Source organism: Nitratiruptor tergarcus DSM 16512, from assembly GCF_027946175.1.
GTDB lineage: Bacteria > Campylobacterota > Campylobacteria > Campylobacterales > Nitratiruptoraceae > Nitratiruptor > Nitratiruptor tergarcus.
The window spans coordinates 1063652-1089360 of record NZ_AP026671.1; the positions used below are offsets into that span (position 1 = coordinate 1063652).

Below are 25709 nucleotides of genomic sequence, written 5' to 3' on the forward strand. Positions count from 1 at the left end.
TATCAAAAACGAAAGGCTCACTTATGGTACTGCGAAAGCCAAAAGAGATAGAAGAGATAAAAAAAAGACTTTTAGAGCACTATCCCCAAGCCCATACCGAGCTCAAATATAAAAATCTCTACCAACTTCTCGTTGCAGTTATGCTCTCTGCACAGTGTACAGATAAACGCGTCAATATGATTACACCTACGCTTTTTGCGAGATATCCTGATATTCATACACTCGCTCATGCAGATATCGATGAAGTTAAAGAGATTATTAAAAGCTGCTCATTTTTTAACAACAAAGCAAAAAATCTCATCAAAATGGCACAAATGGTAGAAGAAAAATATGGCGGCAAAATTCCTGAAGATGAAAAAGAGCTTGTGAAACTTCCAGGTGTAGGACAAAAAACTGCGCATGTGGTTATGATTGAATACTTCAAAAAAAATCTCATGGCAGTTGATACTCACGTATTTCGCGTAGCACACAGACTAGGTCTCAGTGATGCAAAAACGCCACAAGCTACAGAGAAAGATCTTGTAGAGGCTTTCAAAACAGATCTCAATGCAATCCATCAAGCTATGGTACTTTTTGGGCGCTATATCTGTACAGCTAAAAATCCAAAATGCGATCAGTGTTTTTTGTATGATCTTTGTGAAAGTGAAGATAAGAGAGAAATCAAAAAATAGCGCAAATTAGATCTTTGTAAGGACCCATTTGCCATATCTTTTTTCAAATACTACATCATCGCAACGTTTTTTAATATCATTTTTTTGAAAGTTATCAAATTTTTTCCCTAAGAGTGCTACGAGACCAAAATCAAATTTAGCAAAATGGGAGTTTGGATGTTTTTTGATATAGTCGACCAGACTCTCATAGCTTGTTAAGAAGCGAAATTGATAGCAAACCTTCGCAATGGCTCTTTTTTCATCTACTTTTTCAATCTTTACAACTTCTACACTTTGTGGCACCAAAATATCTATAGATGAGTAGGGCATAAAGTAGTTTACTACCTCATCAGCCACATACACACGCGACAACTCTCTGCTTCCACATCCAGTTAGCACAAATATGAGAAGAAGAAAAAAGAGTCTTTTCATAATAGCTCTTGTAACATTGTATAAAGAGGTTCTATCGTTGCTATCTTTACACGCTCTCTTACAGAGTGGGGATTTTCTATCTCTGGGCCAATAGAAACTATCTGCATATCAGAATATTTTTGAGCAAATATAGCACACTCAAGCCCTGCATGAATTGCTGCAAAATCGACACTTTTACTAAACTTTAGATATTTTTCTCTTATCTCTTTTGCTAAAGGTGTAATTTGTGGTTTCCAAGCTGGATACTCATCTTCCCATTGGCAATTCCAATCTTGAAAAAAGCATCCATATTCACTTTTGAGACGCTGGAGTTTTTCTTGAGAGTTTGCTCTTAGGCTCACTTCAATAGTAAGCTCACTGCCTTGCAGGGAGATTTTTGCTAGATTTACACTCTCTTGAGGAATATTAAAATTTTTCTCCCACGATCTTACTCCATTTGCAAAAGCGCAAAGGGTCTGCACTAAAGGATAATCAATTACTTCAAAAGCTTGGACTGTCTCAACTGTGAAGAAATCATTGTTCTTTAATTTTTTATCTGTAGCAATTAGAGCGTGCAAATGTACAGGAATAGAGTTGCGTCGCTCGCCCGCTTTTATTGCTCCAACTGCAGCATCTTCTACAAAAAATGCAAACTCTTTGATAGCATTGGGGATATCTTTATCAATATCCACACCACTATGACCGCCAGGAAAGTTTTTGGAAGTTACTTTATAAAAATTTTGCTGTGTAGCAGGAATATATCCTATATCTTTTTTAGCAATAAGATCAGCTCCACCTGCACAGCCTACATAAATCTTGCCAAACTCCTCACTATCAAGATTTATCATCTTCGTCGCTTGCAAATCTAAATCAAGGTTTTTAGCTCCAATAAGTCCAATTTCCTCATTATTCGTAAAGAGAAATTCTGCCTCTTTTCCCTCTTCCATAAGTGCAAGCATCATTGCTACGCCAATACCGTTATCAGCACCTAGTGAAGAGTCTTGTGCATAGAGATATCCATCCTTTTCGATACGCTCTATAGCAGGTGCTTTGCCAACACACACCATATCATAATGTGCTTGAAGGCATATATCACGTCTATCTTTATAGCATAAAATATTACCAGCTCTATCAGATTGCACACAATATCCACAATCTTTTGCAAAATTTGCAATGAAGATGCGCAGCTTGGCAGTATTGCCAGAGCAGTGAGGAATCGTTACGATTTCAAGAAATATCTCTAGTACGCGCATAGGGAGGGCAAACCTTCGTTAGAAGTGTTTGCCTTTTTCTTTAAAGATTTTAGGAAGTTCATTTTTATCTGTTTTTGTGAGATCCTCTTCAACATAGCGAAAGAGTTTATTAACAACATCTGGGTATTTTGCCTGTAGATCTTGCACTCTTTGCCAAACTCTTGAAAAGATATTCTCAGGAAGTGCTAGAAAATATTTTGGAGGATTATATTGTTCAACCATTTTCGCAATATCTTCTGCTATCACTTTTATCACATCCTCTTCCATCTTCTTTTCAAGTTCATGGCGCTCTCCTGCATTCCCTCCCATTTTACCAGCATCAGCTTTAAATCTTCCTGCTTCATCTGTAACAATATCTTGAAGCTTCCAGTGAGCTTCGACATAATCAACAGCGTTGACAAGATCAAGCTTAATATTTTCTGGCTTGAGTCCTGCTTCAGCTTCAAGATCTCTTGGATTTGCTTTGTAAACCTTCATCTCTCCAAGGTTTGATACGATTACTAAATCTCCAACTTTCATTCTTATCCTTTTTTTCTTTTATTGTAGCTATTTTTGAGTAAATTTTTGATAAAAGTAGTTGGTAGCAGCAACATATCCTTCCACACTTCCACAATCAAAGCGTTCTCCTCTAAATTTATAGGCAATCACCATATTATTTTTTGCTTGAACTCTTAGAGCATCTGTGAGTTGAATCTCTCCGCCAGCTCCTGGTTTTATATCTTGTAAAATTTCAAAAATATCTGGTGTCAAGATATAGCGACCAATCACAGCAAGATTGCTCGGGGCTTCGTCAATAGATGGTTTTTCTACCATATCGCTCACCATATATACCCCTTCTTCTATCTCTTTGCCGCTAATAACGCCATATTTGCTAATATTCTCCTTCTCAACCTCCATAACAGCTACTATAGATGTACGATACTTTGTAAAAAGTTCCACCATTTGCGCTAAAACCCCTTTGCCCTCGCCTTCACACAAATCATCAGCCAATACCACACCAAAGGGCTCATTTCCTATAAGTGTCTCTCCTACTAATACAGCATGCCCTAACCCTTTCATCTCTTTTTGTCTTGTATAGGCAAAAGTGTAGTTTTCCACCAAATTGCGAATATCTTTTAAAAGATACTCTTTTGATGTACCTTTGATTTGATGCTCAAGCTCATAACTTATATCAAAATGATCTTCAATTGCCCTTTTGCCTCGCCCCGTAACAATAGCCATCGTATCCATACCAGCTTCAATCGCCTCTTCTACACCATACTGAATGAGAGGTTTATTGACGATTGGAAGCATCTCTTTTGGAATCGCTTTTGTTGCTGGCAAAAACCTTGTACCATAACCTGCTGCTGGAAAAAGACATTTTTTAATCATTTGCGCCTTTCAAAAGATTTTATAAATAGCATAATTATAACAACTTCCACTACTAAGAGCAGATAGTGGAGCATATAGACCTGCTGCTGCTTTGATGCATCAACAATCTGATAGAAGATAAAACTTCCCACCATCCCAGCTAAGTAACCCACCTGTTTGCTTACATCTACTTTCGTCAATGCAACTGCTTTTTTGACTATAAGAGTCTCGGCACGCACCAAATAAGCACCAAACATAAATGTAAGCTGATAACCACTATATACTAAAAGTGCTGTCATGTAAGTATAGGGGTGCAGTAAAAAAATGATAATGAGTCCAAGCATTACAAGTTCTACAAAAATGCCTATTTGAAAGTAGCGTCTGATTTTGAGAAGCACATCATAAAATTTTGCAATAAGAAGCATTCCAACTGCAAGCACAATTCCACCAAAAGAGAATATTGAGGGCTGCAAGGGAGTATAAATCACAAAAATACTCCCTACTGAGAGCCCAGTAAAAAATGAATTAAAAAATTTATAAAAGATATAGTTTTTTAGACGCAGTCTCAAAAGCTGCCCTCAATTCCTATATAAAAACTGCGTGGCTGCGCACCGTATCCGTAAACCTCTTGATAGCGTCTATTAAAAATATTTTGTACTCGTACATATCCTCTATAGTTTTTTGCAAACTGATAGGAGAGCAAGAGGTTTGTTACATTGTAATTGCCAGTTTTCTTACTTTTTGCAGCATCATCATAGCGTTTGCCTACATAGTAACCATTGATATTGATAGTATGTTTTGCAGTAGGATACCAAGAAAGTGCATAGCTATAGCGTGTTTTAGCCCTGCGAGGAAGATAGTTACCTTGTGAATCTTTTGTTTGGAGGTAGGTAAAGCCAATTTGAGCAAAAATATCTTCTCCAACTGCTTGGCGATAGCTAGCTTCAACACCTTTAAACTTACTTGTACCAGGAAAATTTTTGTAGTATTCATCTCCATAGCTATTATAGTCTGGATCATACCAGTTGATAAGATCTTTTACTCGCTCTACAAAATAGACCAGTTTTACTCCATATGCTTCAATACCAACATCATAGCTTCTACTCTTTTCTGGCTGGAGATTGAAATTGGCTTTTCCCCATGGATTTATCATTTTGATTTGGTTTGGAATATTGTATGCTTTGGCAATATTGGCAAAGAGATTCACATCTCCTAATGCATATTTTGCGCCAATCTTTCCTGTTACTTGGTTATCAAACTTATCATAAGCATCGTAGCGAACATTTTCTTGGAGTATCAAAGATCCAAAACGGTTAAAATTTGTAAAGTAGATATAGCTATCATCATAATCGATACTTCCACTTTTTGCTGCAGTATCGCTGTATGCGCTCTTATATCTTTGTGATCCTCCTCCTAGTTGCAACTTTCCATTATCATAACGAAAAGTATCTCGCACCTCCACTGTACCTGTTTTACCCTCAAAATAGTTAACACCCCAACTTGCATCTAAAAAGTAGCGTTTAGTCGTTGTAGAATCTAAATGGAATGAGAGATGGTGCTTTTGTAGTTCTTTTGATCCATTGAGAAAAATTGCATAGTATTTGAATTTATCATTATTGCGAGAGTTTGGATCTGGAGCAAAGCTTTTTGGATTGTACCCATCAGCTTCATTATACGCATTGATATAAAAGCCACCAGTATCTAACGAAAAGCTCTCTGCATTATACTCTACTTTAAAGCGAACATTTCTATTGATATAGCCATCACTCTCATAATCTTTTGGATTTTTACGATAAGGTGTAATTGCAGAAAACCCATCAGTTTTATAGTAACTCATATCGAACACATAAGAGAACCTCTTTGTTAAAGAGTCTGCCAAATAGAGTGCTGCTTTTGTAGTACGAAAGCTGCCTCCCATTATATCAATACTCTTTTGGGCTTTTGTTTTCGTAATAATATTGATAACACCTGCAGCAGCATCAGCACCCCAAATTCCACTTTGGGCACCTTTGATAATCTCAACCCTTTCGATATTTTGTAAAAGAAGATGCTCAGAAGATGGACCACTTATATTGGAAGGATCGTTAAATCTTACTCCATCGATGAGAATAAGTACTTTGTCGTTTGCTAAGCCTCGCAAATAAATTGCATTTGCCTTACCCGGGCCACCATTGCTACTTTGCGTCACTCCTACTGCGTATTGCAAAAGATCTTTTAAGCTTTCTATCCCCAGCTCTTCTAATTCTTGTGTATCGATGACTTCGATATCGTCACTCACATCCTCTATCGATTCGCTCGATTTACTTGCACTTACAACCACTTTTTGGATCTGTGCAATTTGTGAAGCCTCAGCTTGCAATACTACCGTTGAAACAGTTGCAGCAATTGCAGCAAGAGAGAAGTACTTCCTTTTAAATCCTTTTGCCATTTTTGCTCCTTCATTGAAATAGAAGGAAATTATACTAAAACTCAAAACCTTCTCGCGCTGCTACTCCTGTATCAAAATAGTGTTTGATTTTCTTCATCTCTGTTACGAGATCTGCAATCTCTATCAGCCTCTTTGTAGCACCTCTACCTGTTAGTACTAGTTCACACTGGGCTTGTTGCATAAGATCTATTATCTCCTCTTCATAGAGCAGTTTAAAATGCATCGCTACTATGATTTCATCTAGCACAATTAGATCGTAACCCTTTTGCAGTGCCTCCTTTGCTCGCTGATATTGCCTTTGCACCATCGCTTTTTGCTCTTGCGATGGAGCATCAACGATAAATCTCCCATCCCACTCCCTATCTACCTCAATTCCTAGGCTCTGCAATACTGCAATTTCACTGGAATGCATTCCTTTCATAAACTGCATAAAGAGCACGCGTTTTTTAGCTCCCACTGCACGTATTGCCAAACCAACTCCAGCTGTTGTTTTGCCTTTACCATCACCAGTGTAGATCTGAATCACTGCGATACCTTGATGACAATATCATCAAAAACTGCTTGCGAGCTACCAGAGGCTACAACTCCTACTCCACCCGCTCTTTTTTTGAGATTTGTGAGTTTTGCAACCTCTTTTTCATCTATAAAAATAGTCGCACTATCTCCACAATAGGCAACTTTTAGTACTTTAGGCTTTTCACTTAAAGAGAGCTTTTTTTCAAGAAGCAGTTTTGGTTTTTTGTTTTCAACCTCCTCTACAATAAGTTTATTGTTTTTAAAATCGATGCTTACTGCATAATAGTTTTTGCGATCTCTTGCTCGAAAAAGCACTCCAGCATTTTTTTTGCTGAGGATTTTTGCTTGGCATACCCCATTGGTAAAATACTCATCTTTTGTAAAGAAGATATTTTTCTCATCTGCTCTATTACCTCGCGGATATTTTATAAAAAGTCTTTTCTTCTCATCTACCTCCCAGATACCTGGAAAAGATTTACCGCTACAGCTCACAATCCAGCCAAAAGGAAGTTCTCCTTTTTGTACATTTGCAAAATCCATCGTAACAACTTTTTGAAAATGTTCACACTTTCCAAACAAAAAGCTTGCCAATAAAGCTATAAATACAACTCTTTTCATACGACTCTCCTTTTTTGGTATTATACCTTGTAGCTAGTTTATTATAAATTTTGAGGAAATAGTATGTGTTTAATAGTAACAACTCTTTTTCTTGTACTCACTTTCTGGGCACTCATGCAAAAAGATTTTACAGCTGCTGCCCTTTATGCAAGCATTGCACTGCTCTTTGGTGCTTTAATGGTTTGGAATATCAAAAAAACTTGGAAAAGTCGTCATAAAACTTGAGAGCTTTTTTCACTAGTGTTGGTAAATGGGCATTACGCGCTTTTGCTAAATCCATCCATATAAAATCTCCTTCAACTTCTTCAGCGTAGCAGTAAACGGTAATTGCATATTTTGTATAGTTGTGTTTGAATGTTCCAAGGAGCTTCTCTTTTTTCTTTGCTTCAGGCAAAAGCAGCATACCTTTGTACATAGAGCCTTTGGAATACGTAAGTGCAATTTTTTTATCTTTGATAAAAAGAGCATAGTGAAGATCGAGTCTTTCATGCTCTCTTTTTCCTTTACTCCAGTACGTTTGTGGCTCGTTTTGCCCTTTGCAACTCTTTTGTAATGGACAATTTTCACACTTTGGATTTTGCACACATACAAGACTTCCAAGATCCATAAGTGCAAGATTGTGCTCTTTAGGAGAGGTTTTATCTAAAAATTCGCTAGCTTTTTGCCATATCTCTTTTTGCGAGCCAGTAAGTGCAAAGAAGCGCCGCAAAACCCGCTCAATATTCACATCCACTACAGGAACTGACTGGTTAAAAGCAAATGAAGCAATTGCATGGGCAGTATATTTGCCTATTCCTGGCAGTTTTTGCAGCTCTTGAATATTTTTCGGTAATGTATCTACAAGCTCCGCAACTTTTTTCATAGCAAGTGCTCTACGGTAATACCCAAGGCCACTCCATTGGGCTAAAAGCTCCTCATCACTTGCCATGCGAAGGCTTTGTAGTGTAGGAAATTTTTGCAAAAACGGCTCATACTTTTGCAGCACCCGCTCTACTTGTGTCTGCTGGAGCATTATTTCGCTCACATAGATATGGTAAGGATTATCTGTTTGGCGCCAGGGAAGATCGTGGCGCCCATGTTGCTTAAACCATCTTAGAAGCATGAGAGTTTTTCCCATTGGATTTTATTATTTCGTTATACTGAAAAATTATTATATCTTAAAACTTTTGTATTGACTATATATGTACATTTTGTTATTATAGTTCACATGAAAGAGATTAAATGGAACGAAGAGAAAAATCAGATTTTACAACTTACGCGAGGTTTTTCATTTGAAATGGTTTTAGATGCTTTAGAAAATAAAGAAATTATTGATATCAAAGAACATCCGAACAAAGATAGATATCCAAATCAAAAGATATTTATTTTAAGACTCAATGATTATTTATGTTATGTTCCATTTGTAGAAAATGAAAAGGAGATCTTTTTAAAAACAATAATACCAAGTCGAAAACTTAAAAAGGAGTATGAAAATGGAAAAAAATGACTTTTTTTACAATTTAGAAGAGATGGAAATCTTGGAAAATATAGAAAATGCAAAAAGTATATTGAAAAAAGAGGATAGAGAAAAATATGCAAAATTTGCAAAATATACAAAATCTTTACGCAAAAAAAAGCCTGTTACTATCCGCTTTAGCATAACCGATTTAGCAGCAGTAAAGGCTAAAGCTAAAGAGCTTGGTATCAGTTATCAAAACCTCATCCAAGCACTTGTACATAATTTCGCAACCGGAAAGATTAAGATAGATTTGTAGGTTTGTTTAATACTAAAAATTTTTTATAAACAATTATTATGATAACTATAATATTACTTCAAATTCTTTGTACTTATTGTCTCTAAACGTTAAAATACTTCGCCTCTGGATGATGTACAACTATCGCACAGGTTGACTGCTCAGGATGTATTTGAAACGTTTCACTCAGCTCAATACCAAACTCCTCTGGTTTTAAGAGGTTAAATATGTGACGATTGAGCTCAAGATCAGGACATGCTGGATAGCCTGGTGAATACCTAGCTCCTTGATAGCCTACCATTTTTACATCGCGTAAATCTGCCTTTTCATTGCGTAAAATCCCAAGCTCTATTCGTATCTGCTTGTGTGCAATCTCAGCCAATGCTTCGGCAAGCTCAACGCTGAGACCATGTACCAAATGATACTCATGATATTTCCCAGCTTTAAAAAGCTCTCCCTCATATTCACTAAACTTGCTTCCAGCACTCACGCAGGTAAAAGCACTTACATCCATTCTATCAGCATGAAAATAGTCTGCGATACATCTATGAGGCGGTTTAGACTGCCTTGGAAAGGTGAAAATCTCTATCGCGTCACCGATGATATTCTCTATCGGCTCACGATTGGCATCCTCATCCCTTTGCCAGCCAAACTCTTCTCCAAAAACATAGAGCTCATTATCTACAGCTCTTGCAGGCCAATATCCATAGAGAATTACTGGCTGGAATATATCTTTTAGCTCACTTCTAAGCCTATTAAAAGCTGGAATCACCTTTTCATCAAGCTGCTTTTGATACTCCTCTTTGCTCAGACCTTTTGACTTATAACCCCAACGCTGTTTAAAAAGAAGCCTTTTGTTGATCCACTCATAGGCGATATCCGGATCAATCTCAAGTGTCTTTCTACCCCAAAATGGTGGGATAGGTACAGGAGCCGGTTTTGGCAAGATAATGTTTGCCGGATCGATCTTTACTTCCTCTTTTGGCTTGACCTCGACAATCTCCTCTTCATCCTTGTCGCTTCCAAGCTTTGTATCAAAGTTTCCCTCTTCGATTCTGCTCATTGCCACTATTCCATCAAAAGCATCGCGGCAATAAAAGATAGGTCCATCATAGGCTGGACGGCAAAACTCATCCACAAATTTCTTCGTCAGCGCAGCCCCACCCAAAAGAACAGGCGCATCAATTCCTTTTTGCTTCATCTCTTTGAGGTTTTCCAACATCACTTGGGTAGATTTGACCAGCAGTCCACTCATTCCGATTGCCTGGGCATTATGCTCTTTATAAGCTTTGATAAACTCTTCGAGCTCTACTTTGATACCTAGATTGACAACTTTAAAGCCATTATTGGTGAGCAATATATCTACAAGGTTTTTACCAACATCATGCACGTCACCTTTGACCGTTCCTAAAATGAGCGTAGTCTGCGACTGTTTCTCTGTCTTTGGCAAAAACTGGTTGAGATAATCCACTGCTGCTTTCATCACCTCTGCACTTTGTAGTACAAATGGCAGCTGCATCTGCCCACTTCCAAAGAGATCGCCCACCTCTTTCATAGCCCCGATTAAAATCTCATTGATAATCTTTTCAGGATCTATCACATCTTTGGCTTTTTCAAGCAGTGGCATCATCCGATCTTTGTCCCCATCGATGAGGAGTTTGTGGATTTGCTCTTCAAGTGGGAGTTTGCTCAGTTCATCATCACTTGCAGTCTCTTTTTTCTCCGCTTTGCTGAAGTGCTCGATAAAGGCAAAGAGTGGATCGCCATTTTCGCGTCTGTTAAAGAGCAGATCCTCACAAACTTTTCGATCCTCTTCACTGATTTTGTGGTAAGGGATGAGATTTTTGACATTGACGATCGCCATCGTAAGACCGGCTTCGACGCAGTGGTGCAAAAAAACACTGTTGAGGTACTCCCTTGCATGTTTGTCTAAGCCAAAGCTGATATTGGATACTCCTAAAACTGCTCCCACTTCTGGATGACGCTTTCTTAACTCACGAATCGCTTCAATGGTTTCAATAGCTGCTGTTTGATACTCCTCATCCCCACTTCCAACAGTAAAGGTTAAAAGATCAAAAACAAGATCACCAGGATTGAGGCCATGCAGATTCACAGCTCTTTCATACATACGCTCAGCAACCGCCAATTTTTTCTCTTTTGTCTTTGCCATTCCCTCTTCATCGATTGCCAACAGTACCAATGCCGCACCATAGCGCTTTGCCAATGAACAGATCTTGTCAAACTTCTCTATCCCATCTTCGAGGTTGGCTGAGTTGATAATCGGACGTCCGCCAATGTGCTTAAGAGCTGTCTCTATGGCTGGCACTTGCGTGGAGTCCGGCATGAGGGGGATTGGAATCTTTTCATTATAGAGCTGGATGACTTCTTTCATATCTTTTGTCTCATCACGCCCTGCAAACCCCACACTTACATCAATTCCATGGGCTCCACTGCGCACTTGCTGCTGGGCAACACTGAGTGTCCCTTCATAATCGCTTTTTAAAAGAAGCTCTCTAAAAGCTTTGCTTCCTGTCGCGTTACTTCGCTCACCCATTAAAAAGGGAGGAGGATTTTGCATGAGTGTACGAGCTTCAAAAAGGCTTGCAATGCTTCTTGGCTGCTTTCCTTTTGGAGGAAGGGGCTTTTTGCCTTCAACTGAATCTACCAAAGCTTTGATATGCTGAGGAGTCGTCCCACAACATCCGCCTAGCAGCGTCACACCCGGTATGGCGGTAAATTTTGCTTCAAGCTCGGTAAACTCTTTTGGTCCCATAGGATAGTAGGTATAGCCGCCTCTGTTTTGAGGAAGCCCAGCATTGGCATGGATACTAATTGGCCGATCCCACACTTCGCTCAGCACTCTTACATGTTTTTCCACCATATCAGGACCGGTTCCGCAGTTAAATCCCAAAGAAATAATGTCAAACGGTTCTAAAATAGTCGCAATAGTTGCTGCATCAGTTCCGATAAGCATTGTACCATTTTGCTCAATGGTAACACTTACCATAATGGGAATTTGGGGAGCTGTATCTTGACAAGCATGAATCGCTGCTTTAATTTGAAGTGGATCTTGACAAGTCTCAAGCAAGAAAAGATCTGCTCCTCCATCTCTTGCCCCACGAGCAGCTTCGCTGTATCCTGCATACATTTCATCATAATCGATATGCCCAAGGCTTGGCAGTTTTGTTCCAGGTCCCAAAGAGCAGGCAGTAAAACGCGGTTTATCAGGTGTGCTATAAGCTTCGCAAACCTCCTTGACTAGCTCACATCCTCGTTTTGTAAGATCATACGCTTCGCTGGCTAAATCATACTCCTCCAAGACCCATGGCATTGAGCCAAATGTGTTTGTTTTAATGATATCAGCCCCTACTTTTGCATAGGCTTCATGGATCGACCTAATCACATCTGGAGCAGTTTTATTGAGAAGCTCATTACACCCCTCTTTACCTTCCCAAGCTTTGGCTGGAATCTCATTTGCTTTTGCCTGAAGCTGCGTTCCCATTGCACCATCAATGACTAAAATCCGCTTTTTTAGCAGCTCTTTAATCAATCTGCACCTCTTTAAATTTTTTTGCCATTATACTATTATATTTAAAAGGAGTTTGCAATGTTTATCAACCGCTTTCCCAAAATGGCAGCACTCCAAAAGTTTCGCGCAATTGCTTTAGGATTTAATGAAGAGATAGCTGAAGCAATTGGCATCGCAGAAGCTACAAAGTATGCAATATTTAAAAACCTCTCTTATAGAAGGCGCAGGGAAAAAGAGCGAGAATATGTCACTAAAAAGCTTAAAATCACACCAGAAAATCTAGATGTTGAGACATTTACTCTATTTAAACTCCAAGCGCTCAATGGGCTACCTTTTGTCGGAGAAAAGACATATACTAGTGAAGATTACAATAGAGCAGTCTTTATGAAATTTGGCGAAGAAGCTGGCAAAAAAATTGAAGAGTGGGCAAAAAATATAATAGATTCATGTGATAAAGCGCTCTTAGAAAATGAACAAAAATTCTTCAATGAGTGCTGGAAACCACACCGGGATGAGAATCCTTTAAAGAATTGATAAGAATCAATATAAAGAGAATAAAAAAAGTTTACAATAGAAACAAGAACTAAAAGGAGATAAATAAAAAAAATGAAAAAAGTCTTAATTTTTATTGTGTTACCTCTTTTTATTTTTTCAACTCCCTATATTGTCGGAAAAATGAGTACATATATTATCCTCAAAACTTCTAGTCAAGAGATTTCCCCTCAGCAGCTACGCAAACAAGCGATTGCAGCTGGATTTCGATCCAATCCCAAAAATTTTAATGATCTTATGAAACTCCTTGATACACCATCCAATCGACTCACAAAAGAAAAAATTCTTCTTGGAAAAATGCTCTTTTTTGATCCAAGCCTATCTAGAGATGGAACGATTAGCTGTGCAAGCTGCCATAATCTCGATAGTGGTGGAGATGATAACAGGCCAACAGCAATCGGTTATAAGAATCGAAAAAATCCTCATCATCTCAATTCTCCAACTGTACTTAATGCAGCGCTTCAAAAGTTTCAATTTTGGGATGGAAGAGCTAAAAGTGTCGAAGAACAAGCCAAAGGGCCATTACAAGCACCTTTTGAAATGGCAATGACGCCAAAAGAGGTGGTAGAACGGGTACGACAAAATCCATCTTACCGCAAGATGTTTAAAGAGGTTTTTGGCGATGAGACTATTACATTTGATCGTGTTACCAAAGCGATAGGAGCCTATGAACGAACACTCCTCACACGAGGGCGGTTTGATGATTTTCTCGATGGTAATCTGAGTGCATTGAATCCAAAAGAGCAAAAAGGTTTGAAACTTTTCATTAGCATCGGTTGTAAAGCATGCCATATGGGACGTAGTATTGGTGGGAAAATTATACAAAAATTCCCTATCATTGAGCGCCATACTCCAATTTATCCGGTTTTTGGTTTTCATGAGGGCAAATACTACTTCAAAGAATTACGTTTCGATACAAATATTTCTTATGAACCCTATCCATTTCCTAATTTTGGCCATTACTATGGCAAAAATAGTGCAAGATATTTTAAAGTTCCAATCTTACGGAATATTACAAAAACTGCCCCCTACTTTCACAATGGAGCTGTAAAAGACCTCAAAGAAGCCATTCGTATTATGGGGAAATATCAAAGAGACTTAAAGTTAAATGAGAATCAAATTGATGCTATAGAAGCATTTTTCCACACATTAGAAGGCAAAATAGTTGATTATGGTATTTAGCGAACTTTCACAACTCTTTTTTTTGACAATTTAAAAATCTTTGATGGCTCACTCTCATAGAGCCCTCGCCAATCTTCTACAACAATATCGGCTCGCTTTATAGCCCACTCTCTCTCAAATCTCTTTCCACTTTCATTGGCACTTGTAGAATAGAACCAACAAAACTTTTGTAAAAACTTATAGTGCTCCCCGCTATTTATCACACGCAAAGCTTTGCCATTCGGATAGATAAAAGTAGTTTTTTTCGCTCGCCTCACTAGGTTTTTGTGCTTTTTGGGAACTCTTACAAACTTTTGTAAATTTTTCAATGAAGATACTGCTATGAGAAATGGTTTGGAGGGAGGACGTTTTTTAATTTGTGCTAGTTTTTCACTATCTTGGCTCAAAAAACCGACAGTTGTGTCGGTTTGAGCAAGGTAAACTTTTGTGGGTTCCATTATTCGCTGAGGTAGTCTTGCAGCGCTTTTGGAGTAAGCTCTTTGGCTCTCAGGCTCTTAATCGCTTCAGCTGCTACTTTTGCTGCTGAAATAGTTGTAAAGTAAGGGATCTGATGGCGCAGCACCTGCTCGCGTATCTTTCTTGCATCACTCTTACTTGCTTTATTGTCACTTGTATTGATTGCCATTGCAATCTCACCATTTTTAATCATATCTTCGATATTCGGACGCCCTTCGCTAATTTTAAGTACCAATGTACTCTCAATTCCAGCATCTTCTAAGATTTTATGCGTTCCTCGCGTAGCAACGATCTCAAATCCTAAATCTTTATAAAGTCTCGCAATCTCTGGGGCATATGGCTTATCATAGTCAGTCAGCGATAAAAAGAGCTTTCCAGCAGTTGCCAGGCGGTTACCTGCTGCAAACTGTGATTTAGCAAAGCTCTCTCCAAAACTTTCACTTATCCCCATTACCTCCCCGGTACTCTTCATCTCAGGCCCTAATAATAAATCGGCTCCAGGAAGTTTGTTGAATGGAAATACCGCCTCTTTTACGGCTATATGATTTTTGAGTTTTGGTTTGAGAATTTCTTGGCTAAAATCTACTACTCCATATTCATCATAATATTGAAGCGCTTCTACAAGATCACCTTTGATCATCACGCGCGTTGCCACTTTTGCCATCGGAACACCTGTAGCTTTACTCACAAATGGCACGGTGCGCGATGCTCTTGGATTTACTTCAATCAAATAGACCTCATCTTTATAGATTGCATATTGGATATTGAGTAATCCCTTTACGCCAAGTCCAAGGGCAATTTTTGCAGTCTGCTCTTCAACTTCAAATAAAATCTTCTCGTCAATCGTCACTGTTGGCAAAGAGCAAGCACTATCACCAGAGTGGATCCCAGCCTCTTCGATATGCTGCATAATTCCACCGATATAGACTCTCTTACCATCACTTATAGCATCTACATCAAGTTCAATTGCGTGATCGAGAAATTTATCAATTAAAACGGGAGATTCATGGCTGACACTCACTGCCTCATCCATATACTCTTTAAGCTCACTTTCATTATAGACGATGCGCATTGCTCGCCCACCGAGAACGTAGCTTGGTCGCACAAGCACAGGATATCCAATCTCTTCTGCAATTTTCAAAGCATCTTCTTTGGTAAAAGCTGTCCCATTTGGAGGCTGTTTGAGTCCATTTTTGGCTATAAATTCGCTAAATTTCTCTCTATCTTCAGCTAAATCTATCACTTTTGCACTTGTTCCTACAATTTTAGCTCCAATAGCTGTGAGAGGCTTGGCAAGTTTGAGGGGAGTCTGCCCTCCAAAGTGCACTATCACACCACTTGGATTTTCTTCTTTGATGACACTGCGCACATGCTCAAAATCGATAGGCTCAAAGTAGAGAATATCACTTGTATCATAATCAGTAGAGACCGTTTCAGGGTTGCAGTTGTACATAATTGATTTAATCCCCATATCTTTGAGAGCAAAGGCAGCGTGCACACAGCAGTAGTCAAACTCAATCCCCTGCCCAATGCGGTTTGGGCCTCCACCGATGATAAGCACCTTCTCTTCATTTGACTCTTTTTGCACCTTTGGAAGTTTTGTAATATTTGTAGAGCTATAGAGATAGGGAGTAAGGGCTGGAAACTCTGCTGCACAAGTATCTACTTCGTTGTATTCAAGTTCAATTCCTAAAGAGACTCTGGCGCTGTACACATCATTTTCTGTAAGCTCTGTATGCTCTTTTTCATTGATAAGCTTTGCAATCATCTTATCGCTAAAGCCATATGTTTTGGCTCTGCGTAGCATCTCTTCATTTTGCAAAATATCAAGATCTATTTTTTCTTCAAACTGCACAATCTCTTCTATTTGATACAAAAACCATGGATCGATTTGTGAGAGTTCATGGATCTCTTCTACACTCAATCCTTCACGAAAACCTTGCGCAATATAGAGGAGGCGTTTCTCATTTGGACGGCGGATTTCATGCTTGATAGTCTCGATATCTGCTTCAATCTTCTCAAATCCAGCAAGTCCCGTCTCTAGTGAGCAAAGCCCCTTTTGGACAGATTCTTTAAAGGTGCGTCCTATTGCCATCACTTCGCCAACACTTTTCATAGATGTAGTAAGTGTAGAGTCAGCTTGTGGGAACTTTTCAAAAGTAAAGCGTGGAATTTTTGTTACAATATAGTCAATCGTTGGCTCAAAACTTGCAGCAGTACCTGTAATATCATTTTCGATCTCATCAAGGGTATAGCCAACAGCAAGCAGCGTCGCTACTTTTGCTATAGGGTAACCTGTAGCTTTACTCGCAAGTGCACTTGAGCGGCTCACTCTGGGATTCATCTCGATAACAATCATGCGCCCAGTTTTTGGATTGACTGCGAACTGCACATTACTCCCACCAGTATCCACACCAATCTCTCGCAAAATTGCAAAAGAGGCATCGCGCATACGTTGATACTCTTTGTCCGTGAGAGTGAGAGCTGGGGCTATAGTGATAGAGTCTCCTGTATGTACGCCCATAGGATCGAGGTTTTCGATGGAGCAGACAATAATACAGTTATCTTCGCGATCTCTGATTACCTCCATCTCATACTCTTTCCAGCCAAGAAGCGACTCTTCGATGAGAATCTCACTAATAGGACTTGCCTCTAAACCCTTGGCTGCAAGAGTTTTAAATTCATCGATATTGTATGCTACACCACTTCCACCACCAGCAAGTGTATAAGAAGCGCGGATAATAAGAGGAAATCCAATTTCACGGGCTGCTTCCATCGCCTCTTCGAGGCTGTAAGCGTAACGGCTCTTTGGAAGATCCATACCAAGCCGTAGCATCGCCTCTTTGAAAGCCTGTCTATCTTCACCCTTTTTAATAGCCTCTGGATTTGCTCCAAGAAATTTTACTCCCTCTAACATCCCCTTTTCATACATACTCATTGCAACATTAAGAGCAGTCTGCCCACCCATTGTAGGCAAGATCGCATCAACTTTTTCTTGTTGAATAATCTTATAGATAATATCTTCTGTAATTGGTTCGATATATGTGCGATCTGCAAAGCCTGGATCAGTCATAATAGTTGCAGGGTTGGAGTTTACTAGAACTACGCGATAACCTAAAGATTTGAGAGTTTTTACTGCTTGAGTTCCTGAGTAGTCAAATTCACATGCTTGGCCTATAACGATGGGACCTGAGCCTATGAGGAGAATCGTGTGGATATCGTCTCTTTTTGGCATTGTTACCCTTGTGATTTTAGTTTTTGATTTTATCGAAAAGTTCTTTATAACTTCATTAGCCAAAAAAATCTTGGATGGGATAAATTAGCAAAAGTACGTACTTTAGCTACTTTATAGCTTCCTTCTTGCCAGATTTTGATTACAACTCCCACTTTCAGTCCATAGACAAAAATCTTATCAAGCCCACTTGTTACAACCTGTTGTCCTACGTGAAAGTTCTCATAATTTGGGATATATTTGACAATGACGAATCTATTATCACCACTTCCAGTCGCAACACCTTGTGCTTTCTCCCCAATAATAACTCCATAGCTACATTTTGTATTACCATTGAGCAGTGCAAGTGTTTTGCCATTCTTTTCAATGGCTATACCTGCAACATACTCTCCTTTAAGTAGCCCAGCAATATTTTGGGATTGCAGTTTTGTATCTAGCCATAATGCAGTAAAATCTCCAAATTTTTCATATGCTAAGGCACGTACATACCGCAAATCTACTTTATATGGAAGTGAAATATTGCAATCATGCATAAGTGATTGGAGATGCTGCTGGAGATCTGCTACAAGAAGTTGCGATTTTTGTAGTTCTCTATTTTCTCGCTGTAATTGTGCTATTTTATCTGCTTGATTGAGATATTTATAAAAAAAAGCATCAATATTATCTAATGTTTTTACTACAGTTGATTTAATAAAATTGGTAGAAGTAAGTATTGCATTGCGCAAATGTGAATCAATCTCAAAAAAGAGCAGCGCCAGTAGCAATGCTGCTATGACAAAACCTACTCTTTTAATCATTAGCGAGTTGTTCGAGGATCTCTATCTCTTCAAGAACTTTTCCAGTACCTTTTGCAACAGCAAGAAGTGGCTCTTCTGCAATATAAACAGGAATTTTTACCGCTTGTGAAAGGTAAGTATCGAGATTACGAATATGAGCACCACCGCCCGTTAGCACAATACCATTTTCTATGATATCACCAGCAAGTTCTGGCGGGGTTTGCTCTAAAACATCTTTGAGTGCTTCTGCAATAGCCTTAATTGGCTCTCGCATTGCTTCATAAATATCTTCACTTGTAATAGTTATACTATTTAAAAGGCCTCCTACCTGATCTCTTCCTGTTACAGTCATCTTGAGAGGCTCATCAAGAGGCATAGCAGTACCTATCTCTATTTTTACCTCTTCAGCTACCCTATCTCCAATGATAAGGTTATACTTTTTCTTTATATAATCTATAATAGCATTATCTATTTTATCCCCAGCTACGCGAATAGATTTACTCACAACAAGACCACCTAAAGAGATCACACCAATCTCGGTTGTCCCTCCTCCAATATCCACCACTAAACTTCCTTGGGGCTCTTTAACAGGAAGTCCTGCACCAATTGCTGCTGCCATCGGCTCTTCTATGAGATAAACCTCTCTTGCTCCAGCACTGAGGGCTGACTCTTTGACAGCTTTACGCTCTACTTGTGTCAAACCATAGGGAACACAAATAATAATACGCGGGCGGATGAAAGCTTTGCGTTTATGAGCCTTTTCAATGAAGTAACGAATCATTTTTTCAGTTATATCAAAGTCTGCTATAACACCATCTTTCATAGGACGAATGGCTGTAATATCGCCTGGAGTTTTTCCTACCATCTCTTTTGCTTCATGTCCTACTGCAAGGATGCGCTGCCTACCAAATTTATCTTTTTTGATTGCTACAACAGAGGGCTCATTGATAATAATCCCTTCGCCGCGACTCAGCACTAAAGTATTCGCTGTACCAAGATCGATTCCCATATCATTGGAAAAAAACCCTATAACTTTATCAAAAATCATACTCCGCCCTTATGCACTCTTCTTCTGTTTTTTTACAAGCAGTGGTGCTGCTTTTTTGGTAATCACATCTTTTGTAATGATAACCTCATACCCTTTATATTCAGGCAGATCATACATAATATCCATCATTATCTCTTCCATAATGCTACGAAGGCCCCGCGCTCCTGTTTTTCTTTTGATAGCAAGATCAGCTACTGCTTCAAGGGCATCTTTTTCAAAAGTAAGCTCCACTTCATCAAGAGCAAAAAGCTTTTTATACTGCTTCACAAGAGCATTTTTGGGCTCAGTCAAGATGCGTACCATATCATCTCGGCTCAGTTCATTGAGTGTAGCTATCATATGAAGACGCCCTATGAGCTCTGGAATAAGTCCATAATGGACAAGATCATCTGGCTCTACATAGTTAAGGAGATCGCTCTCATCTCTTTTACTACGTTTTTCTTGTCCAAATCCAAGGACATTACCACCAAGCCTTCGCTTAATAATATCAGTTAAACCATCAAATGCACCACCACAAATGAAGAGAATATTTGACGTATCTATCTGTACAAACTCTTGATTTGGATGTTTTCTGCCACCTTTTGCACTGATATTAACTACACTCCCCTCAATAATTTTTAAAAGGGCTTGCTGTACTCCTTCACCACTCACATCTCGTGTGATGCTTCGATTTTCACTAAGTCTAGCAATTTTATCTATCTCATCAATAAAAACAATACCCTTTTCTGCCTTTTTCACATCTTCATCTGCTGCATGATAGAGACGTGTAAGGATATTTTCTACATCCTCTCCCACATATCCGGCTTCAGTAAGACTCGTAGCATCTGCAATTGCTAAAGGAACATCAAGCACTTTCGCCATCGTTTGCGCCATTAGAGTTTTTCCACTCCCAGTAGGACCGATAAAGAGAACATTTGATTTTGCAATCTCTGTATCATCCTCTTCAATCTCATTTTGTTTGAAAATGCGCTTATAATGGTTATATACTGCAACACTAAAAACTTTTTTAGCTTTTTCCTGCCCTATAACATACTCATCTAAAATAGCCTTTAACTCTTTTGGAGTAGGAAGATAATCAAGTTTTATCTCTTCTTCACTCTGCTCTTTGATATCTCCAAAAAGAATTTTATATGCTGAGACTATACAGTTTTTACAAATATAGACATCACTCTTCTCTTGTCCAGCTATCAAAGGATTATCACGACTCTCAAAACTTCCACAAAAACTACACTTTTTTAACATCATTCACCTCTATATGGTATCCCTCTTTTTGTTGTAAGCACAAACTGTGCCAAATTTTTTACATGTTCATTGTGAGACTCTTCAAGTAGCTCTTTTGCTACCTCTTGCAAAGGTCTACCACTCAAAAAAAGCTCTTTATATGCTTGTTTTAATGCATTAACAACATCGCTGCCTAGTCTGCGTCTAATTCCTGTAAGATTCAATCCTCGCAGCTTTGCACGATTACCTTCAGCAAGACAGTAAGGTGGAATATCTTGACTCACTGCACTAGCTCCTGCAATCATAGCATAATCACCAATGTGCACAAACTGGTGTATTGGTGTCATTCCTCCAATGACAACAAAATCTCCCAATTCCACATGTCCAGCAAGCGTAGCAGCATTTGCCAAAATACAGTTATTTCCAATTATACAGTCATGTGCCACATGCACGTATGCCATAAGAAGATTATTATCACCAATTACTGTTTTACCACCTCCCCCTTCAGTACCTGGATTTATAAAACAAAACTCTCTTATTATATTATTTTTACCAATTATGAGCTCTACCTCTTCACCTTTAAATTTAAGATCTTGTGGAATAGAGCCTACTACTGCATTATAAAAGACCTTTGTACCTTCACCAATTCTTGTTTTGCCATCTATGATGGCTCCTTGCATAATGGTTACTTCATCCTCAATAACAGCATCTTTTGAGACAAAGGCATAAGCACCTATATTAACATTTTTACCAATCTGAGCACCTGGCTTTACGATTGCAGTTGGATGTATCATCACTTATCCACTATCATAGCTTTGAGCTCAGCTTCAGCTACAAGATTATCATCTACGTAAGCTTTTCCTTCAAGTACCCAGATATTTCCTCTATGTTTAAGAACTTCAAGACGATATTCTAGTCTATCTCCTGGACGTACGGGATTGCGAAACTTACATTTATCAATACTCATAAAATAGACCACTTTATCTTTTGCAGCCTCCTGTTCAGACTCGCTTGCACTCTTAAATGCAAGCACCCCACCAGCCTGTGCCATTCCCTCAACTATCATAACACCCGGATATATAGGATGGCCTGGAAAATGCCCTTGGAAGACTGGCTCAGATATACTGACATTTTTATAAGCTATAATACTCTTTCCCTCTTGAATCTCTGTTACTCTATCAACTAGCAAAAAGGGAAATCTATGGGGTAAAATCTCTTGAATAGCTATCACATCAAGCATTCTTATCCTTTATAATTAATTTCTCTTTTACATCTTTGTAGCTTACTGCATCAATAGCAATCTCAAACTTATCTGGAATTTTATCTAAAACTACAATAGGTGACAAACTCCATTCTCCATCTATATCAGCTCTTATCTTTTGCTCAAGCTCCCAAGGAATTCCTCGGTAATAAAGCTCCTTCATGCTTTGCACATTCATATAATTACGTAAATACTCAAGATCTATGATGCGAATCTCATCTCTATTTGCATACCCCACACCATCAATAATCTCTTCAACTCTTGCTCTTGCATAGTTGCGGCGTAGATGGGAATAGCTCAAAATATAGCTTGGAACAACCTCTTTATTTATTCGAACAAATCCTCTCAAAAGTCTATAATTCAAAAATCTTTTTCTTACAATTGTGTAAGAGATATTTTGTTCTTCTAATTTTATGCGTTTTTGATAGAGTGCAAGACGCTCTTCAATTGAGGCTGGCAAAATCTGGCGAGTAATAGGAGAGAGCATCTCATCCATAATCACCTCTTGCTGCGCACGCTGCTGTGAAAGCCCAAAGAGACAGCCGCAATAGTCTTGGCGATAAAGCTTTTGCTCTTTTGTAACCCTGCTTTGTAGCTGTGTCCCTCCAAAGGATCGGAAATCTACAAAAACAAACTCCGTACCAAGCTTGCTATCTACCTCGAAGGCACTCTGTTTGAGCTGCTCTTGCGATTTGAGAGGACTTACAAGAAGTGTTGTGGTATAGCGTTTAATTCCCAACTCTTTTGCTTTCTTAGCACTCACATGCAGCCGTCTATCAAAGCAAACCCTGCACCGCTCCCCTTTTTCAGGCTCATTTTCTAAACCTCTCACAGCCTGCAGCCAATTTTCGTAATCATACTCCCCTTCAATAAGCTCTATACCTAATCTTTTACAACTTCTTTGCACATCTAGTAAGCGCAGTTTATACTCACTATAAGGATGGATATTGGGATCATAAAAAAAACCTACAAGTCTCTCATGAGGATACTTTTCTTTAAGTTTTTCAAGAAAAAAGTGGCTATCTACACTGCAACATATATGTACTAGCATTACTCTTTCAACTCCTTTAGCCACATAGCAACATTTACATCACTTGGCATACGCCAATCACCCCGAGGGCTTAGTGCAATTGTCCCAACTTTTACACCATCTGGCATAGCATCACGTTTAAACTGATTTGCAAAGAAGCGCTTAATAAAAACTTTTAGCCACTTTTTGATAGTCTCTTCAGAGTATTTTTTACCAAAAGCGAGTTTTGCGATCATGAGAAGTTTTTTTGGCTCTGCTCCATATTTGACAAAATGATACAAGAAAAAGTCATGCAGCTCATAAGGACCTATAATCTCTTCAGTTTTTTGTACTATTTTCTCCCCTTGTGCTGGTAAAAGTTCAGGAGAAACAGGACGCTCAATGATCTTAGTAAGAGTTTCACTCAGATCCTTTTTCACACTAGCTACCCAAGCTATCACATACTTGACCAGTGTTTTTGGTACACCTGCATTAACATTATACATAGCCATATGATCACCATTGTATGTGTTAAACCCTAGTGCAATCTCACTCAAATCTCCAGTTCCTACAACGATACCACCCAACTTATTTGCAAGATCCATAAGCACCATTGTACGATAGCGCGCCTGGGCATTTTCAAAGGTTACATCATGCACACTCTCATCATGACCAATATCTGCAAAATGTTTTTTTACTGTATCAACGATATCAATCTCTTTAAACGTTACTCCAAGCGTAGTTGCTAGCTTTTTAGCACTCTTCCTTGTGCCCTCAGTGGTTCCAAATCCTGGCATAGAAACTGCTATAATATCTTTACGTGATTTACCAAGTTTCTCACACGCTTCAACGCACACAAGAAGCGCAAGTGTAGAATCGAGCCCTCCACTTATTCCAATAATTAGTTTAGGATCTCCAATTTGCCGTATGCGCCTAGCAAGAGCACTCGATTGAATCGAAAAGATCTCTTTACATCGCTCATCTCTATCGGCCTTTTTGCCAGGAACAAAAGGGTGGGGATCGTAATAGCGTTTTGGAGTTTTTTGGACAGGAACATCTGCGCATGCAACAATGCGAAAAGATCTTCTCTCGCTTTGTGCATAACTTGTCTCTGTACCACGTAGATTTTTCAGCTTAGCCGTATCAATATCAGCAATGCAGCCTTGTGAGGCAAAAGAAAACCGCTCTCCTTGTGCTAAAAGCGCTCCATTTTCTGCTATGAGTGTAGCTCCGCTATAACACACATCTGCGCTACTCTCCCCCACACCACTACTTGCATACGCATAGGCGCATACTCCTCTTGCACTCTGGGTGCGCACAAGCTCTGTACGATATGCTGATTTGCCAACCACCTCATCGCTTGCAGAGAGATTGCAAATAAGATTTGCCCCGGCTGCAGCTTGATAGAGTGAGGGGGGAATTACGCTCCACAAATCCTCACAAATCTCCACTCCTACTACAAGTTCGCCACTTTGGAAGAGAATATCCACACCAAAAGGAGCACCAAGAAGCGTCTCTCCATGTATTTCTTTACCACTCACAAACCAGCGCATCTCATAAAATTCACGATAGTTTGGTAAATAGCTCTTTGGCACAATACCTCTTATTTCTCCATTTTGCAAAATAACTGCACAGTTATAGAGCCTCTGGCGAAACCAAAGGGGCGCACCAATAATCACAATTGAGTCCATTGCTGCAGCCTTGAGCTCCTCAATAGCTGCCAAAACCTCTTTTTCTACCTCTTGCTGCAAGAAAAGATCCCCCATTGTATAACCAGTTATACAGAGCTCAGGAAAAACTATTACTGCAGCATCTTTGTATGTATGCATGAGCTCTTTGATGATAGCAACATTTGCAGCTATATCGCCAAGAGAGAGCTTGGGACTCACTGCAGCAACGCGGTAAAAACTCATCTTGTCTCTTTGACTTCAATCTTTTCTATAATGTCGTTTTGATCAATCATATCAAGAGTCATAAAAGATGCGGCATCATCTTCAGGGATCTGTCCAAAAACCGTATGAACTCCATCAAGATGAGGACAATCTACAAAACAGATAAAAAACTGGCTTCCTCCTGTATCTTTGCCAGCATGTGCCATAGAGATTGCTCCCCTTTTATGTTTATGTACATTTTTGTCACATTCACACTTTATCGCCCAACCTGGTCCTCCTCTGCCAGTTCCTTCGGGACATCCACCTTGTGCCATAAATCCTTTAATAACACGATGAAATTTGAGTCCATCATAAAAACCACTATTGGCTAAATAGGCAAAGTTGGCTACTGTATTTGGTACCTCTTCAGGAAAGAGTTTTATCCAGATATCTCCTTTATCTTTTACTTTTATATGAGCCCACTGGTACGTATCTACATTACTCAAATCATACTCTTTGAGCTTTTTTCCAAATATGTTTAACATCTTCGCAAACCTTTTATAATTTTTTGTCTCTTTTGTACATTAAATAGATTTTATCTTAATCTTTGTTA

Annotated in this window: 26 protein-coding genes; 6 read left to right on the top strand and 20 right to left on the bottom strand. The window is 39.0% G+C overall.

The window, feature by feature from the left end; genetic code table 11:
• Positions 1-23: 23 nt before the first annotated feature.
• Positions 24-671 (top strand): endonuclease III, encoded by a 648-nt coding sequence (gene nth, locus NITER_RS05570; RefSeq protein ID WP_197685304.1) that lies wholly within the window; start codon positions 24-26, stop codon positions 669-671.
• Positions 672-677: 6 nt separating this feature from the next.
• Here the strand turns inward: nth and NITER_RS05575 are convergent, their stop codons facing one another.
• From NITER_RS05575 to NITER_RS05610, 8 genes are read right to left on the bottom strand one after another with little or no spacing between them, the layout of a single operon-like run.
• Positions 678-1082 (bottom strand): hypothetical protein, encoded by a 405-nt coding sequence (locus NITER_RS05575; RefSeq protein WP_084275478.1) that lies wholly within the window; start codon positions 1080-1082, stop codon positions 678-680.
• The gene (locus NITER_RS05580; protein ID WP_084275477.1) at positions 1079-2314 is read right to left on the bottom strand and encodes a M20/M25/M40 family metallo-hydrolase; all 1236 of its coding nucleotides are present in this window, start codon (positions 2312-2314) and stop codon (positions 1079-1081) included. The genes NITER_RS05575 and NITER_RS05580 overlap by 4 nt, the downstream gene beginning before the upstream one ends.
• Positions 2315-2332: 18 nt before the next feature.
• Complete coding sequence (locus tag NITER_RS05585) at positions 2333-2833, bottom strand: host attachment protein (RefSeq protein WP_084275476.1); 501 nt, start codon at positions 2831-2833, stop codon at positions 2333-2335.
• A gap of 27 nt (positions 2834-2860) precedes the next feature.
• On the bottom strand, positions 2861-3685 hold the full coding sequence (galU, locus tag NITER_RS05590) for a UTP--glucose-1-phosphate uridylyltransferase GalU (RefSeq protein ID WP_084275475.1): 825 nt from the start codon (positions 3683-3685) through the stop codon (positions 2861-2863).
• Positions 3682-4233: a hypothetical protein gene (locus NITER_RS05595; protein WP_084275474.1), complete on the bottom strand. Its 552-nt coding sequence runs from the start codon at positions 4231-4233 to the stop codon at positions 3682-3684. Before NITER_RS05595 ends, galU begins: the two co-directional genes overlap by 4 nt.
• Entirely contained in the window at positions 4230-6092 is a 1863-nt protein-coding gene (locus NITER_RS05600; RefSeq protein WP_084275473.1) for a TonB-dependent receptor plug domain-containing protein, read from the bottom strand. The genes NITER_RS05595 and NITER_RS05600 overlap by 4 nt, the downstream gene beginning before the upstream one ends.
• A 34-nt stretch (positions 6093-6126) precedes the next feature.
• Entirely contained in the window at positions 6127-6618 is a 492-nt protein-coding gene (locus NITER_RS05605) for a cob(I)yrinic acid a,c-diamide adenosyltransferase (protein WP_084275472.1), read from the bottom strand.
• Positions 6615-7226: a hypothetical protein gene (locus NITER_RS05610; RefSeq protein ID WP_084275471.1), complete on the bottom strand. Its 612-nt coding sequence runs from the start codon at positions 7224-7226 to the stop codon at positions 6615-6617. The genes NITER_RS05605 and NITER_RS05610 overlap by 4 nt, the downstream gene beginning before the upstream one ends.
• Before the next feature lie 63 nt (positions 7227-7289).
• Between NITER_RS05610 and NITER_RS05615 the strand changes: the two genes are divergently transcribed.
• A complete protein-coding gene (locus NITER_RS05615) occupies positions 7290-7451 on the top strand; it encodes a hypothetical protein (RefSeq protein ID WP_159445316.1) in 162 nt (53 codons plus the stop codon).
• Here NITER_RS05615 and NITER_RS05620 read toward each other — a convergent pair.
• Complete coding sequence (locus NITER_RS05620; protein ID WP_084275470.1) at positions 7417-8343, bottom strand: A/G-specific adenine glycosylase; 927 nt, start codon at positions 8341-8343, stop codon at positions 7417-7419. The two genes, NITER_RS05615 and NITER_RS05620, sit on opposite strands and share 35 nt — an antisense overlap.
• 90 nt (positions 8344-8433) lie before the next feature.
• Between NITER_RS05620 and NITER_RS05625 the strand changes: the two genes are divergently transcribed.
• Together NITER_RS05625 and NITER_RS05630 are read left to right on the top strand one after the other, a co-directional pair.
• Positions 8434-8712 (top strand): BrnT family toxin, encoded by a 279-nt coding sequence (locus NITER_RS05625; protein WP_084275469.1) that lies wholly within the window; start codon positions 8434-8436, stop codon positions 8710-8712.
• Complete coding sequence (locus NITER_RS05630; protein ID WP_084275468.1) at positions 8699-8980, top strand: hypothetical protein; 282 nt, start codon at positions 8699-8701, stop codon at positions 8978-8980. The genes NITER_RS05625 and NITER_RS05630 overlap by 14 nt, the downstream gene beginning before the upstream one ends.
• An 82-nt stretch (positions 8981-9062) precedes the next feature.
• Here the strand turns inward: NITER_RS05630 and metH are convergent, their stop codons facing one another.
• Positions 9063-12509, bottom strand: coding sequence for a methionine synthase (gene metH, locus NITER_RS05635; protein WP_084275467.1), 3447 nt, complete (start codon positions 12507-12509; stop codon positions 9063-9065).
• Between the two features lie 57 nt (positions 12510-12566).
• Here metH and NITER_RS05640 point away from each other — a divergent pair, with 57 nt between their 5' ends.
• The gene (locus NITER_RS05640; protein WP_084275466.1) at positions 12567-13022 is read left to right on the top strand and encodes a hypothetical protein; all 456 of its coding nucleotides are present in this window, start codon (positions 12567-12569) and stop codon (positions 13020-13022) included.
• Positions 13023-13094: 72 nt separating this feature from the next.
• The gene (locus NITER_RS05645; protein WP_084275465.1) at positions 13095-14222 is read left to right on the top strand and encodes a cytochrome-c peroxidase; all 1128 of its coding nucleotides are present in this window, start codon (positions 13095-13097) and stop codon (positions 14220-14222) included.
• On the opposite strand, the gene NITER_RS05650 is transcribed toward NITER_RS05645, so the two are convergent.
• The 10 genes from NITER_RS05650 to NITER_RS05695 are packed head-to-tail and all read right to left on the bottom strand — an operon-like array spanning position 14219 to position 25641.
• Positions 14219-14659 carry a Sua5/YciO/YrdC/YwlC family protein gene (locus NITER_RS05650; protein ID WP_084275464.1) on the bottom strand — a complete coding sequence of 147 codons (441 nt, stop codon included), beginning with the start codon at positions 14657-14659 and terminating at the stop codon, positions 14219-14221. The two genes, NITER_RS05645 and NITER_RS05650, sit on opposite strands and share 4 nt — an antisense overlap.
• Positions 14659-17913, bottom strand: coding sequence for a carbamoyl-phosphate synthase large subunit (gene carB, locus NITER_RS05655; protein ID WP_084275463.1), 3255 nt, complete (start codon positions 17911-17913; stop codon positions 14659-14661). Before carB ends, NITER_RS05650 begins: the two co-directional genes overlap by 1 nt.
• A gap of 44 nt (positions 17914-17957) precedes the next feature.
• Positions 17958-18707 carry a rod shape-determining protein MreC gene (mreC, locus tag NITER_RS05660; RefSeq protein WP_084275462.1) on the bottom strand — a complete coding sequence of 250 codons (750 nt, stop codon included), beginning with the start codon at positions 18705-18707 and terminating at the stop codon, positions 17958-17960.
• On the bottom strand, positions 18700-19734 hold the full coding sequence (locus tag NITER_RS05665) for a rod shape-determining protein (protein ID WP_084275461.1): 1035 nt from the start codon (positions 19732-19734) through the stop codon (positions 18700-18702). The genes mreC and NITER_RS05665 overlap by 8 nt, the downstream gene beginning before the upstream one ends.
• Positions 19735-19743: 9 nt before the next feature.
• Complete coding sequence (gene clpX, locus NITER_RS05670) at positions 19744-20979, bottom strand: ATP-dependent Clp protease ATP-binding subunit ClpX (RefSeq protein WP_345741483.1); 1236 nt, start codon at positions 20977-20979, stop codon at positions 19744-19746.
• Positions 20976-21749, bottom strand: a complete 774-nt coding sequence (gene lpxA, locus NITER_RS05675) for an acyl-ACP--UDP-N-acetylglucosamine O-acyltransferase (RefSeq protein WP_084275459.1) — start codon at positions 21747-21749, stop codon at positions 20976-20978. Before lpxA ends, clpX begins: the two co-directional genes overlap by 4 nt.
• The gene (gene fabZ, locus NITER_RS05680; protein ID WP_084275458.1) at positions 21749-22195 is read right to left on the bottom strand and encodes a 3-hydroxyacyl-ACP dehydratase FabZ; all 447 of its coding nucleotides are present in this window, start codon (positions 22193-22195) and stop codon (positions 21749-21751) included. The genes lpxA and fabZ overlap by 1 nt, the downstream gene beginning before the upstream one ends.
• Complete coding sequence (locus NITER_RS05685; protein ID WP_084275457.1) at positions 22188-23267, bottom strand: epoxyqueuosine reductase QueH; 1080 nt, start codon at positions 23265-23267, stop codon at positions 22188-22190. The genes fabZ and NITER_RS05685 overlap by 8 nt, the downstream gene beginning before the upstream one ends.
• Positions 23267-25138 (bottom strand): NAD(+) synthase, encoded by a 1872-nt coding sequence (locus tag NITER_RS05690; protein WP_084275456.1) that lies wholly within the window; start codon positions 25136-25138, stop codon positions 23267-23269. Before NITER_RS05690 ends, NITER_RS05685 begins: the two co-directional genes overlap by 1 nt.
• The gene (locus tag NITER_RS05695; protein WP_231988937.1) at positions 25135-25641 is read right to left on the bottom strand and encodes a peptidylprolyl isomerase; all 507 of its coding nucleotides are present in this window, start codon (positions 25639-25641) and stop codon (positions 25135-25137) included. The genes NITER_RS05690 and NITER_RS05695 overlap by 4 nt, the downstream gene beginning before the upstream one ends.
• Positions 25642-25709 lie beyond the last annotated feature (68 nt).